This window comes from Methanomassiliicoccales archaeon, from assembly GCA_036504055.1.
In the GTDB taxonomy this organism is placed as follows: Archaea; Thermoplasmatota; Thermoplasmata; order Methanomassiliicoccales; family UBA472; genus DASXVU01.
The window spans coordinates 49,880-64,253 of record DASXVU010000038.1; the positions used below are offsets into that span (position 1 = coordinate 49,880).

Sequence of the window (14,374 nt, forward strand, 5' to 3'; positions counted from 1 at the left end):
AGAACGGGCTCTCGACAGGTCGAGGTGGACATTCTCAAGGCGATAGCCATAATAGCCATCCTGATCGGTCATCTTCGTCAATACCTGACCATCGAGGCAACCACTATGACCACTTTAGTGGCGAGCACTTTCGGATATTTTGGATTAAGCCTGTTCATCTTTGTTTCTGGCTATTCGTTGATGATCAGAAAACCAAGCTTCGATCACCTGAGCGATCTGAAGAAATTTCTGATAAAGAGAGTTTCCAGGATCTATCCATTGTACTGGATCGTGCTGGTACTTCTCCTGGTCTTTGATGCACTGCCGAAGTCCGATCTCCTCGGAAATATCATAACGTTCAGCGGATTCCAAATACTGGTCTATCCGGTACTGGTTCAATTCCCGGTATATTGGTTCGTGAGCGCGATCCTGGTTTTCTATCTGATGTTCCCGGTCATCTTGTACGCGGCGCAGAAAATGCAAAGCCGATTCGAGGTGTCAGTGCTCCTGGTTTCATTGATCCTGTTCGCAGGACTGGTGTCCATCAACCTAATATTCGGCACCATCGATATCGCCATCTTCCTTTACTTTTGGCTATTCGTAAGCGGGATCATTATAGGAAACAAGACCAAGTTATCGGAGATCAAGAGATCGCAGGCGACGATAGCGGAAATAGGTCTGGCTGCCGGCATTCTTTTGATCGGGTCGGTAAAGATCTTCATTTTTCCCGGAGGGGGATTGCATTTCACCGATCCGTTCGTGACGATCGCCTTGTTCCTGGCGATGGCGATCTCAATAGTGATATCCATTCAATTCGCCCATCTGTTCAAGCGATTCGTTAGAGGAAGGATGTCTTTCCTGGTGACCACCATAGCCACATCGACATATGCCATCTACCTTTTCACCGGGCCGGTCCTGGGTGCCCTTACGTCAGTGATTTCCAATATGGATGAGAATGTCATACGGGTCATAATCATCGTCATCGGCATCCCGCTCGCGTTCATAGTTTCCATATACGCGCAAAAGATGGTGGACGGGGTGTTCAGATATAGGTTGAGATCCGGATCTCAATAGGCTACTGGTCGACCATGGAGGATGGCAGGAACGGGATGCTTATCGATCCCGGGGAAATCGAGGGATTGAGCAAAACGATCCTTTAGATATTGACGAATCGACGACCTCAGAAGGATATCGGGAAAATGGCTAAAGGGATCCACCGATAATTTCCTGAAATGTGCGCCAATCGCCAGACAAACCCCCTCAAATAATACAATGAGGTTCTTGAAGGAACTCAATGAAGACCATAGTCAACGATCTTCATTCTTTCATTGGTGTTCCTTTTTTCCTCTGGCGATATCATATCCTTTAATGTAATCATATTGTGAGAACGTCTCCTTTATGATCCGAGCCGGCACTCCACCGATCGTCACTCCATCTTTGGTGAATTCACCATGGACGACCGCATTGGCACCAATTGCCACATCATTCCCGACCACTGCGTTATCGAGCAATTTGGCGCCCGGAGCAATATAAACGTTGTTGCCGATCTTCGCCCCCGCCGCAATATTAACACAATCGTGTATCCGGCAATTGTATCCTATTTTAGCGGATTCGTTGATGAATATGCATGATCCATGTATTATGGCCAGGCCTGGTCCGACCGTGTTCAGGGGGATGCCCATCCTCATTTTCAGAGAAATTCGTATCAGTTGGTATTTATGGTATGTCGCGATAATTCTGGTGAATATATTATGACTGCAGTTGACATAGTATTCTGTCTTCCTTAATCTTTTTAGAAATTTCCATTCGAGCGGCACTGGAAATGGAATAATATTGTCATGGTACCCCAACGAATATCGGTCAGAGTCGAGATACAATTCAAGATCTTCCTTTGATTGGATCATCGGTGAAGAATAGCGACAGCACATAAACCATTTTGTGATTCATTCTCAAATATATCATGACATGCGATGGATATGAAAGTGGGAAACCCTTCATCATAGACCGGCCTCAGCAGGTCGACCTGGTCATAAGACGCGGCCTTACCGCCAATGAGGTGATATCGAAGGGTTTACCGAGGCCTGGAAACGTACCAAACGAACAGAGATCCGGTCGAGGACATGGTCGTCATGGTCGGCAGAAGGTGCTTGACCACTATTCATGGGGAAAACGGTCGCCTGGACTAGCGAGATCCCTATCGTATTTCCCAATGTGCAAGAACTGGAAGGAAAGGCATCATGTTAAAAATGTTGCCTGCCATTCCGATGAACCATGCGGCTCCTCATCGTGACATCCGAGTATGTGAACCTTAGCGCAGACCATAAACGCGGGTCTGGGATCGCTCGGGTGGTCTTCGAAGCGTCGGAGGAGCTGAAGAAGAACGGGGTGGAGGTGGAGATCTGCTCTCCAGAAGGTCCGCACGTCGTTGTCCCGTCCACCGGGTTTCCTGGCCGGATCGGTCTGGTCTTCTTCTGGCAGAACGCCCTCAAGGAACTGAGGAAGATCGACCAGAACTATGACGCCATCTGGCTCCATAATCCGATACTCTTAAGGAAATATCGAGCAAAGAGGCCGATGGTCGCCACGGTGCATTCCACGTCGCTAGGCAAGAACAGACAGTTCCGCTCCCTGTTCTTCACCGCATACGTGTTCGTCACCTCCGTCCTGGAGGTATGGTCGAACCGGGAGATCGCACGCTCGGGGTTCGAGGTGACCTGCGTTTCCGAGAGCGTCTGCAACGAGCTGATCAACATCGGGCCGGAAAGGAAGCGGATCGTCAGGAACGGTTCGATATTCCCAGTCGTCCTCAAGGCTCCGCAGAGCGGGTCACGCAAAGATGCCAGCTTCCTTTACGTCGGGAGACTGGACAAGATCAAGAACGTGCGAAGGATCATCCGGCTCTACGGGTCCATCAAGAAGGAGGTGGAAGGATGTTCCCTGGTCATCATCGGGGACGGTCCGGAGTACGCCTCGCTGAGATCTGAGAACAAGGACAGTTCCATCAGTTTCAAGGGTTTCCTCGACCACGATGCCATCCTCCCCTATTATGATGAGGCCGAGTTCTTCTTCATGGCCTCGATCTACGAGGGATGCCCGTTGACACTGCTGGACGCGGTCAACCGGGGGCTGAGGTGCGTCGTCCCGAACATCCCGTCGCTGGCGTTCGTGGAGGACATGGGCCTGGGCAAGTGCTATGACAACGGTGACGACAAGATGGCATCCAGGGAACTGATCGACTATGTAAGGCAGAGCTCGGGCAAGCCGAGGACCAACCGGGTCGATTTCACCTGGAAATCGGCTATAGACCAGTACATCGACCTGTTCAAGGGGAACAGGGATTGATCATCTGGGTCCAAAATGGATATGGGAATAGGTCTTCCTGAATTCCTGGCATTTTGACGGACGACCATATTTCCTTTGTCGGTGTTAACGATCTTCACGCTGAAATCGATGTAACGAGATCATTGCTTTCGTTTGTTGAAGGTGTACCAAAATCTTTGACCGGTTGACGAATCATCGGCACTCGGTGTTAAACGGAATTCTCTTTATGTTAGATGGATTATTCGACCTTGAATGCACCTGAGAAAATATTCAAGGCAATATTTGATCGACGTAATGCTATTCTTTGCCTTCGTCGTAACCATATTGACCCAAGAATATTTCCACTACTCCAATCCCTTCGTTTCCGCATTTGACGTCATCTTCATCATCGTTTATCCTGCAAAGTTCATCCTGGGACTCTTGGACCTCAAGATGAAATCGGTTTCGATCCTCGGGCTCATATGCGCCGCTTCCGGAATCGCCATCATCGATTTCTTTGGCATGTCAATATCGTTGGTGGGCGGCGTGCTCGGCATGGCCCTCCTCACGAGGGTCAACGTGCTGCTGGTCATGTCAGCGGTCATATTGATCCTGATGGTCATCTCCAAGGACCTGAGGATACCATCGACCAAGGTGGACATGCCTCATTACGTGATCCTGTCCGCCCTGCTCGTGGTGATGAGCATACTCGGCTCCGTGATCATGAACCAGTACAAGGAGAACATCGTCAGCGTGGCATTCTGGTTCTTGGTGCTGATCACCGCCATGATCCTGGTCCTGAAGAAGGACCTCACGTTGCAGACCAAGATGGTCATGGTCTTCGCCATAGCCCTTTCCTCGCTCCTCAACTACGTGGTGATATCCGATTTCATCACTGGATATGACATATTCTACGAGTACTCGGTAGCCAACATGACCATATCCCAGGGATATTGGAACATCGACTTCGGATCGAACGTCAATGCGATGCTCAGCATCGGCGTGTTTGCTCCGGTCCTTTCCTGGGTCGGCAACATCGATGTGCTGTGGATATTCAAGCTGGTCTATCCGTTCCTGTTCGCCATCGTCCCAGTCGGCGTATATCTGCTGGCATCCAAGATGGCCAATGATAATGCCGGTGTGATCGCGGCGCTTCTCTTCATCCTTATCCAGGGTTTCCTGTTCGAGATGCCGTCCCTTGCCCGCCAGGAGATCGGAGAGCTCTTCCTGATCTCGCTCCTGATCGTGGCCATGTTCGTCGATTTCACCGAGTTCCAGAAGGCCGCGCTGGGCATCATGTTCGGATTCGGCCTGATCACCTCTCATTATGGGACGACCTTATTGTTCCTAGGCATTCTGGCCATCTATTACGTGGTCCGGGTGCTGTTCAAGGCAAAGGACAAACCGCTATTCTCCGGGTGGCATGTCCTGACCTTAATAGTCATAGAACTGACCTGGCTTCTGTATGTCGGGGCCAAGGGCGTCCTCGGTTCGCTCCATCAGATAGGGAACAGTGTCTACACCTCCGTGGTGGAGGAGCTTTCCTTCACCAGCAGCGTGGTCGCGGACAGGGTCGGTTCGGCCACGTCATTGGTGCATTCGATCGGCAAGTATGCCTATATCCTGATGGTGGTGATAGTGGCACTGGGTGTACTGGCCAAGGTGTACCACAAGCGGAAGGGCATCGACAGTTATTCCGCGCTTTGCGTGGGGTTCGGGCTATTGATGGTCATATCCCTGACCGCTTCGAATTTCCTGGTGCTCTTCAGCGACATCAGGATGGTCAGCCTGGTCCTGATCGTGGTCGGGTCCACGTTCTATTTCGGGCTGACCTGGATCATGGGCCTGCCAGGTCTGAGGAGGTTCAAGAACAGGACCATGCACGTCGCCGCCGTGTTCATAGCGGTCTATCTGCTCTTCAACACCGGACTGGTCTATGCGCTGACAAATGACGGTCCGACCTCCATAGCGCTCAGCACGGACGTGGTCTATCCGAACTTCACCGATGCGGAGCTCAAGCAGGCGATGTGGACGCAAAGCAGCCTCATCTCTGGCCAGATGATCTCCGCCGACCGTATCGGCAGGATCGTCTGCGGTGGGTTCGGATGGTTCAATATAGATCGGGACAATCATATGTTCAACCCTGTCGATCCGGGTGAACTGATGTATCTCGGCCATAATAACTTGGAACAGATGAAATTCTACGATACTAAAGGGCTGGAACATCCCATCTCGGTGGATTCGCTGTGGGCCAACCCGGTGGTGTATAGTTCCGAGTATTCAAGGACACTGTACATCAACACCAAATGACCCCTGGATATGTGACGCGGTATACGGACCAAGCTCGCTGCCATGTCTCGCGAATAAGGTCGCGATTCATAGTCCGGCAAATTATTGTTTCCCGTCCATATTTTGCTATATCGATCCATCAGTGTCCGCGGTCAGAGGTCGATGCCAGGATGGTCCATTCAACGGATCCGTTTGATGTAATTGTACAAGGTTGAGTCGGATTTTACCTCAACAATTTATATATAGAGTACTTCCTTTTTGTGGCCTACCAATGAAAATGCTGGACCGCAAGAACTGGGACCTATTGTCCATTATCATTCTCGCGTTGCTCTTGATAGGGGCGGCGTTGGCATTGTCCAGCACGACCTTGCCGATCATCTTGGGCATACCGTTCCTCATTTTCCTTCCGGGATATGCGATATTGTCGGTCCTGTTCCCCGCGCTCAAGGACCTGAACATCCTCGAGCGGGCGGCCATCTCCTTCGGCATCAGCATCGCCATCATCCCAGTGGTCGGCATCGGTCTCAACGTGACCAAGTTCGGGGCAATACTGTCATCGATCCTGGCGATCATTTCCGTGATCGCTCTGGTCTTCGCAGTGATCGGACTGGTCATCCGGATAAGAACCCTGAGGCCATATCTTCCGGTCGCTCCTGGGAAGGCCTGGAGATGGGTCACTTCCTTCGCCCGCAAGGGCGGCAACATGCAGAAGATCGCGAGCGTGGCATTGGTCATAGCCCTCCTCGGCACGGTGTTCGCCCTGATGTTCGTGGTCGCCAATCCCCCTCAGGGACAGAGCTTCACCGAGTTCTACATCCAGAACAGCGAGGGGAAGGCGACAAACTATCCGCACAACCTGGCGGTGGGCCAGGCGGCCTCGGTGACTCTTGGCATAATCAACCACGAGCACCGGCAGGTGAACTACTCCCTGGAGGTCTGGCTGACCGGCATCACCATCGTGAACAATGTGACCAGCATACATTCGATGTATCTCTTCGAGACCAGGAACATCAGCCTGGCTCACGTGCCGGTCGATGTCCAGGACAACACCACCAGGCAGTACGAGACGAACTACACGTTCCAGGTGCAGCTTCCCGGAGTGTATAAGCTGTTCTTCCTGCTCTATCTCGACCATGAGCCGGCCCTTCCGGCCGATCCGATCCCGTACAATAACTACGCTGCATCGGAGTCGTTCCGCATCACCGACGCGATAGACAATAACGTGATTAGTCTCAACCTGCCCTTGAACGTCACCTGAACGAGCACAGTGCGATCAGGAGGCGGATCTCAAATGCTGTGCATCCTGCGCACTTCTTAGAATTTCAAAGGTATAAGCCTCAAATGGGAACGAATTCAGAAAATGAACATGATGGGCTTGCCGGACCCGAATAGATTTGATGCAAGTATGCCATTCAATAAAATATGAAAATGAAAGTTTAGTTCAACGGGTTAACGATCTCTATGATCTGGAATATGACCGTTGCCGCGAACACTAGCAGAAGCGGGATGACTACTGCATCCATCGTCGCCAATATCCTCTTCGATCTGATCGAAGACGCGCTTATGAGCTCACGAGACGACAACAGACTGACGAGGAGGATAGCAATCAATGCCCCTCCAACACCGCCGCTGAGGATCCCCGTCATGGTTATAGCACTCGATGCAGTGCTTACTGCTGCCGTAGTTGCCATGACTAAGCTCATATTAGATAATGAGACAATTGGAGATATTTAATCTTAATCTTGGTAGTCTAGAAATCGTATCTCGTCTGCAGTAGATACAAACTTTCTAGTAATTATTCAGTGTCAACAATTACTTATATAGTTTTTCACTCTTGGGAGGCTGAATGATCGGCCGTAGGTCTTTGTTGATAGTGTTGTCGACGATCATTGCGTCGATTCTTTCTTTCGTCGGCCTACTGGCAATGACGAACTACCTTGGAAAGGACGCCTACGGCACCATCGCTTGGGTCTTGGCAACCATAGGGACACTGAATACAGTATCGGACCTGGGTTTCAACAGCGCCCATATCAAGAGGGTCTCCGAAGGCCAGGACGAGAACGATTGCGTTTCAACCTATCTCGCCATCAAGGTGTCATTGACCTCCTTCATGGTGGTCTTCGTCTTTGCGGCGCTCCTGGTGTGGAACCAGATCAACAGCACGACGATCTCGGCAGAGACCTGGAACCTGGTCATACTTTTCGTGCTTTACTATGTCATGTATGACATGGCCACTGTTGTCACATCCACGTATAACGCACGGATGGAAACGACGAAATCACAGGCGATCGCCCTGACCGACCCGCTGGTCCGTGTGCCGTTGATCATCTTCGTTTCCATCAATCATATGACCACCATCGACCTTGCCTTCGCATATGTGATAGCGGCATTGGCAGTATTGCTGGTCAGTGTATTCCTTCTGAGGAGGGGCAGTATCAAATGGAAGAGGCCGACCCTTTTCCGGTCCTACCTCAAGTTCGCCCTCCCGATATCCTTGATATCGATAGCCGGTGCGGTCACAAGCAACCTTGACAAGATCCTCATCGGCTATTTTGACATGCCGGGGAACGTGGCCTATTATTCCTCATCGCAGCAGATATTGGCCGTGGTGGGGGTGATCGGTTCGGCCGTTGCCACGGTATCCTTCCCGTCATTCTCCCTGCTGCATAGCAAGGGCGATATCGCCACCATCCGAAAGCAGACCTATGCGGCCGAACGGTACATAGCCATGATCGGCCTGCCCATTGTGACGTTGGTGGTCCTATTCCCGACGGAGATCTGTCTTGCGGTCTTTGGCAAGGATTTCGCTCCTGCTGGAGATGCCATGCGGTTCCTGGGGATCACCCTATCGCTGACCATGCTCAATCAGGTGTACACGTCACAGATCATGGGAGTCAATCGGCCGGACATCAGTGCCAAGATCATCCTGGGGACCTTCTGTCTGAACGTTGTCCTGTTGCTGATATTCATCCCCAAGGAGCTCTTCGGGGTGAAGATGCTGGGTCTGTCATATACCGGAGCGGCGATCGCTACAGCGACAACCGCCCTGGCATTGTTCGTCAGCGTTCGAATAATAGTCAAGAGACTGACCGGGACCGGCACCGAAAGAAGGATGATCAAGCATCTCATTGCAGCCGCCGTGGCCGGTGCGGCCATCGTCCTGCTGAATGCGGAATACCGCCTTTCCGGGCTCATTGCGCTGGCGATCTTCTTTGTGGTCACGGCATTGGTGTTCCTGGGAACGTTGATAGCGTTGAAGGAGTTCACCAAGTATGACCTCAGGCAGATCCTGGACATCATCAACCCTGCCAAGATGGTCAGCTACATGGGCGAGGAGATCAAGAACAAGAGATGATGGCCTGGCTCGACCAGGACCCATCACGACAGAATGGAAGTTGCCGTATATCATCGAAGGCCCTGCTGTTCTCCGATATGTCCTCTCCTTGATGAAAGCAAGTCATTTTGTCCGCATTCTCTTTTGAGCATTACCTGCCCACTCTTCGGTCTCTGAAGTTGTGTGATAGTATCCAAGCGGTCAAGTTCACTTTCAACCGAAGGCCTTTGAATCTTCATTTCTATCATCACAAATTGCATCGCTCACGGATCTCCGGTCATGATAATTATTGAATATCTTGGAAATTATTGAGGTCCGGGGCACCATGCATAGTATAAGAATTTGATGATTTCATTTGTTAAATTAATATCAAGAAATCTCATATTTTTTAACACCTAAGAGCCGTTCAGCACATATTATGATTATAAATTTCTATATAATTTTGTTTATAACGGATGATTTACTTCCCTAATCTAAGAGAGCAAAAACGGAAGAGCCCTCATCGAGGGATTTGATCTCTCTGCCGTCGGAGCAGGAACTCCGCCGGATCCGTTGCAATCAACATCTCGGGATCCATTTTTGATCTCCGATGTCAGGCTGTATGTCAATTAGGCGATCTCTTCCGGTCGCGTGCATACGAGTCAGCGTGAGCGACGATCGATGAATCGTCGTGCTGTCTCAAGATCAGTCTGCTTTAGTGCAACGTAACGATAGGAGCTGAATAAGCATGAGAATGGGATCTTCATGGGAGAAGGACAAGCTCAGGATGGGCGTTACGACGGCCATTCTGTCCGCATCGGTACCCGGTGCGGAGGCGGATTTGTCCGAGCAGAATTGTATAGCGAACAAAGCGAGGGACCAGGCCTGGAGGATCGGCGATCAGGCGATGAACAAGGGCACTTTGGGATTGTCATCCCGATCGAGAGGTTGCTAAACATGGCGAGATCTATGTTCAAGGGCAGGTCCTTGACGTTCCTGACCATCATGTTCGTGGGAGCATTGATCGGGACATCGGTTTTGGGAGCTATGAACGTTCAGGCGGCCGTGCCTTCCGCTCCGGTGGGCGATGGAACATCCGTTTCAGTGGCGTTCACCATCTACAAGGACGGCAGCGGTTACACCTGCGCAAAGAATAGCGCTACCGGGGCCATCGATTTCCGGAACACCAACTCGAAATGGGTGATCCAGAAGACCATCGACAAGCTGTCTGGCGGCTACATACTGATCAAGGCGGGAACGTATTCCATAACGCAGACCATCTACACGAACAAAGTGTCGATCATCGGTGAGGGGAACGCGACCATACTGAAGTCCACCAGCACCTGTTCGGGAGCCATCATACGGGTGTGTGACGACTACTGGACGTTGGACTACAGATACATGTCCGCACGCCCCAACGGGATAACCATCGGCAACATGCAGATCGATGGCAGCAAGGGCTCCGGCGGACGGCAGTTGGAAGGTGTCGGGTTCATCGACTGCCTCAACAGCCGCATCGTCAAGGTCTATGCACATAACATTGCCGCAGGACAGGGCCTGTACATGTCCAACTCGCAGTACTGTTCCATCATTGACTGCGTGATCGACAACGTCGGTGACAACTCATATGCGAACTATGGATCGGGCATCGCCTTCGGCGAGGCCTCCAGGACCCACGTCGCATGCTCGTACATCACCATCGACAACGTACGGATAACCAGGACCTCGATGTCCGCGATAGACCTGGAGCCCGCCAACCACGTGACCATCAAGAACTGCGTGTTCCGCGATGCCACAACCTGGAAGGGATACCGTACTCCGGTCATAACGGAATACAATATTGCGGGATATGCGATCTGTGATTACATCACGGTGACCGGATGCATAGTCTACGGCGCGTTCAGCGAGTTCGTGATACTGTCGCCCAGCAGCCACTCGACGGTCAGCAAGAACCAGGTGACACTGACCACTGGCACGATCCCGGCGATATACTCGATCAACTCGCACTCGAACACGATCACCGGAAACGTGATCAAGTCGTTGTCGAGCAGGCCGATACAGACAGTCAGCTGCACCGGTTTCGTCATCTCGGGTAACACTCTCCTTCACCTTTGAAGGCAAGATTGAGCGATCCCGATTTGCGATCAAGAAAGGAAAGCAAGAACGGAGGAAATGAAGGACAAATACAGAAACGAATGATCCAAGCCTAAGAAAGTAAACCCGATCATAAGGCCGGCCTGCCTGGTGGCAGGTCCGGTCACCTTTTTTTTACGATCGCATTTCTGATCGACCTTCATGTTTTGAATTGATGTTCTGCCCAGCCATAATCCTGAAGAATAATAACATAGACCGTTATCACTTATCCAGATCGAATCATTGCCGATCAACAGGCTCAGAGAATCTCAAAACACAGTCTCGTAAACACTTTATTATATCCGGTTTCTCTGATGAGTAACTGGATGATAGGCCGAAGATCCTTATTGATAGTTATCTCCACTATCGTGGCGGCAGCGCTTTCCTTCATCGGGCTGCTGGCCATGACTAACTATTTGGGAAAGGATGTCTACGGCAACATCTCCTGGTTCCTGGCAACGGTAGCCACATTGAATATCGTCTCGGACCTGGGATTCCAGAACGCCCATATCAAAAGGGTGTCCGAAGGCCAGGACGAGAACGATTGCATCTCCACCTATTTCGTGGTCAAGCTGATCCTGACCTCTGTCATGGTGGTGTTCGTTTTCGCCTCCATATTCGTCTGGAACTGGATCTCAAATTCCGTCATGTCGCCAGAGTCATGGAACCTGGTCATCCTTTTCGTGCTGTACTATGCGATGTACGACTTTGCATGGGTCGTGATCTACACCTACAACGCCAGGATGGAGACGACCAAGTCCCAGCTGATCGCGTTGACCGATCCGTTGATCCGTGTTCCGTTGATCATCTTTGTTTCCGTCAACCACCTGACCACCACCGACCTGGCCTATGCCTACGTGTTCGCGGCGTTCGGGGTATTGCTGGTCAGCGCGTTCATGCTGAAAAGGGGGAGCTTCAGGTGGAAGAAACCGACCATGTTCCGCTCCTACATCAAATTCGCGCTTCCTCTTTCCCTGATCGCGATCGCCGGTGCCATTACCCTTAACCTTGACAAGATGCTCATTGGCTATTTCGATGGAACAGGGAGCGTGGCCTATTACTCCTCATCCCAGACATTCATCAGGACGTTCAGCGTATTAGGCACTGCTGTCGCGGCATTAGCATTTCCTTCGTTCTCGATGCTGCACACCAAGGGCGATATCGCAGCGATCCGCAAGGTGACGCATGCCGCCGAACGGTACATCTCAATGATCGGAACCCCTATCGTGGCTCTGTTCATTGTGTTCCCGACCGAGATATGCGTCACGTTCTTCGGATCCCAGTTCGCCCCCGCCGGAGACGTTCTTCGTTTCCTCGCCGTCTGGTTATGGCTGACCCTGCTCAATCAGGTCTATAACTCTCAGATCCTCGGGGTGAACCGGCCCGATATCAGTGCCAAGAGGACCATGGGGACCTTTATCCTGAACGTCATCCTGCTGTTCGTGTTCGTTCCGGACGAGATCTTCGGGGTGAGGATGCTCGGAATGTCATATACCGGAGCGGCAATCGCTACCGCCATCACCGCGGTCGCCTTGTTCATCTCGGTCCGCATTATTCTAAAGAAACTAACCGGCACTGGTAGCAACCCAGCGGTACTGAAACATCTATTTGCAGGTGTAGTGGCGGGAGTGGCGATCGCCGCATTGGGCACGGCATACCATTTCTCCGGCGTTATCGCTTTCATCGTTTTCGGTGCGGTCACCGTTGGCGTTTTCTTCGCAGTGTTGGCAGTGCTGAAGGAGTTCACCAAGACCGACATCGCCTATTTCACCGACCTGATCAACCCGATAAAGATGTTGAGCTACATGGGCGGAGAGATGAAGAACAAGAGATGAGGCAGGCCGTCGATAAAGCAAAACGGAAAATGTGGTCAGCAAGTGAATGACCATATCCAGCTCCCTGCGAAGAATCCTTATGGCACGCAATTTGTCATAGCGTTATATGGCTGGGAATGCTTCGTTTTGTCTTCCTGATAATATCTTTTTTGACAACTGAAATCGGGATGATCCGGCCGTCTCAAACCTGTTGATCAATAGATCGATCAAAACCACTGACCATTCACAAAGTAATTGGATGAACCCCTAAGCTGGCCTTTTCGAAATGAGCGGTCACTTCATGTCCATTTGTCTTAGCGGGACCTCATGACCATCCTTGTCATATTCGGCCACGATCCGAGGCAGCTTACGGAAATATTGCGGCATCTCGCCAAGTGTGGAGAAACGGTGCTTATTGTCTTTGGCATATGCAAGGGCCTGCTCAAGATAGCCCAGGATGCGTTGGCAATCCTTTTCCTTGGCGGCGTACGGTGAAGTACCTGGCATGATCTCCATGGAGTGGAACATCATGTTCAGCACGATTTCCTTTTTGTCGGCATAGGTCTCGGCGGTTCTGCGCATGACCTGTACCATGCCATCGCCCGTATTGCACGATGGGCGCAACCATTGCAGGGGGTATATCCTCCCGGAGATGGTGCGTATTGACCTGACGTGCCATTTCTCATGGTTCGCCGGTTTTAGGATGGTGACCGGGACCTCGAGGACGCTGTTGCCGTTGGGGGTAAGGAGATCGTTGATCTTTGGATAGTAAGGTTGGTCCGGGGCGCTCAGGTAGTTGGCGCGGCCTTCCTTTTGTTTCCAGTCCACGTTCGGTGTGACCGATGAGTCAACCTTGTAGTTGAGCTCGTCCAGGATCTTGAGGGTGTTTGATCCGGCTGCGAAGCGTCCAGCCCGGAATGAGGTCGGTTTGTAGCCGAAACGGGTGGCGAACAGAGCGGTGAGGTTAACCATCTTCAGGCGCTCGATCTCATACGTGTAGGATGACTGCATGTTGTCGGTCGACATATTGGCCATAGAACCCTTGTGACAGAAGGGCTCTATCATATCGCCGTGGAGGTGAGTGCCCAGCTCGCAGTTCTTAAGGTTCTTAAGGACCGATAGGCAGTCATCATCCCTGATCACTTCCGGAGAGAGAAGATATGTGGGCCTGGCCCCATATTTTGCGAATAACGGGGTTAGCTTGTCGGGGATGCCTTCGGTGACCGAGGTGAAGCTTTGGTCGGAAGACACGGTCCAATCCTTGGACTTATCGATCTCCGTGTCAATGGTGATCAGCAGATGGATGGTCATTTCTACGTATCCGAAACGAGTGGAGTGCTTTCTTAGGTTATGAAGGCTTGCTATGGGGTTTGATTTACTGTAATCATAAACATCCACCTAGGAAAACAACGCAAAGGCAATAAAGCCATTCCTGGATGAAAGCCCTCCGGGGGCTACATTATAATAATTATTCAATAATATTTGCATTGGATAGGAAATTCTTGACAACATCAGTGACTGGACCTTTTCATGAATTAGGTTCAAT

The 14,374-nt window shown here is 51.2% G+C and carries 11 protein-coding genes; 9 read left to right on the forward strand and 2 right to left on the reverse strand.

The features are described 5' to 3' along the window. Positions 1-24: 24 nt before the first annotated feature. Positions 25-1,053, forward strand: a complete 1,029-nt coding sequence (locus VGK23_09430; protein ID HEY3420761.1) for an acyltransferase — start codon at positions 25-27, stop codon at positions 1,051-1,053. A 251-nt stretch (positions 1,054-1,304) separates the two neighbouring features. Here VGK23_09430 and VGK23_09435 read toward each other — a convergent pair whose 3' ends face one another. Continuing rightward, a complete protein-coding gene (locus VGK23_09435; protein ID HEY3420762.1) occupies positions 1,305-1,883 on the reverse strand; it encodes a hypothetical protein in 579 nt (192 codons plus the stop codon). A gap of 367 nt (positions 1,884-2,250) precedes the next feature. On the opposite strand from VGK23_09435, the gene VGK23_09440 reads away from it, so the two are divergent. The 8 genes from VGK23_09440 to VGK23_09475 all read left to right on the forward strand — a co-directional run bounded on the left by VGK23_09440 (position 2,251) and on the right by VGK23_09475 (position 12,849). After that, complete coding sequence (locus VGK23_09440) at positions 2,251-3,321, forward strand: glycosyltransferase family 4 protein (GenBank protein ID HEY3420763.1); 1,071 nt, start codon at positions 2,251-2,253, stop codon at positions 3,319-3,321. Positions 3,322-3,552: 231 nt separating this feature from the next. Next, positions 3,553-5,589: a DUF2206 domain-containing protein gene (locus tag VGK23_09445; GenBank protein ID HEY3420764.1), complete on the forward strand. Its 2,037-nt coding sequence runs from the start codon at positions 3,553-3,555 to the stop codon at positions 5,587-5,589. Between the two features lie 250 nt (positions 5,590-5,839). Then, positions 5,840-6,826, forward strand: coding sequence for a DUF1616 domain-containing protein (locus tag VGK23_09450; GenBank protein HEY3420765.1), 987 nt, complete (start codon positions 5,840-5,842; stop codon positions 6,824-6,826). A gap of 203 nt (positions 6,827-7,029) precedes the next feature. Further along, on the forward strand, positions 7,030-7,302 hold the full coding sequence (locus VGK23_09455) for a hypothetical protein (protein HEY3420766.1): 273 nt from the start codon (positions 7,030-7,032) through the stop codon (positions 7,300-7,302). A gap of 112 nt (positions 7,303-7,414) precedes the next feature. Continuing rightward, a complete protein-coding gene (locus tag VGK23_09460) occupies positions 7,415-8,923 on the forward strand; it encodes a flippase (GenBank protein HEY3420767.1) in 1,509 nt (502 codons plus the stop codon). Positions 8,924-9,629: 706 nt separating this feature from the next. Continuing rightward, positions 9,630-9,836: a hypothetical protein gene (locus tag VGK23_09465; GenBank protein ID HEY3420768.1), complete on the forward strand. Its 207-nt coding sequence runs from the start codon at positions 9,630-9,632 to the stop codon at positions 9,834-9,836. A 2-nt stretch (positions 9,837-9,838) separates the two neighbouring features. Then, the gene (locus tag VGK23_09470) at positions 9,839-10,996 is read left to right on the forward strand and encodes a right-handed parallel beta-helix repeat-containing protein (protein HEY3420769.1); all 1,158 of its coding nucleotides are present in this window, start codon (positions 9,839-9,841) and stop codon (positions 10,994-10,996) included. Between the two features lie 344 nt (positions 10,997-11,340). Continuing rightward, positions 11,341-12,849: an oligosaccharide flippase family protein gene (locus VGK23_09475; protein HEY3420770.1), complete on the forward strand. Its 1,509-nt coding sequence runs from the start codon at positions 11,341-11,343 to the stop codon at positions 12,847-12,849. 273 nt (positions 12,850-13,122) lie between these two features. On the opposite strand, the gene VGK23_09480 is transcribed toward VGK23_09475, so the two are convergent. Then, the gene (locus tag VGK23_09480) at positions 13,123-14,139 is read right to left on the reverse strand and encodes a hypothetical protein (protein HEY3420771.1); all 1,017 of its coding nucleotides are present in this window, start codon (positions 14,137-14,139) and stop codon (positions 13,123-13,125) included. Positions 14,140-14,374 lie beyond the last annotated feature (235 nt).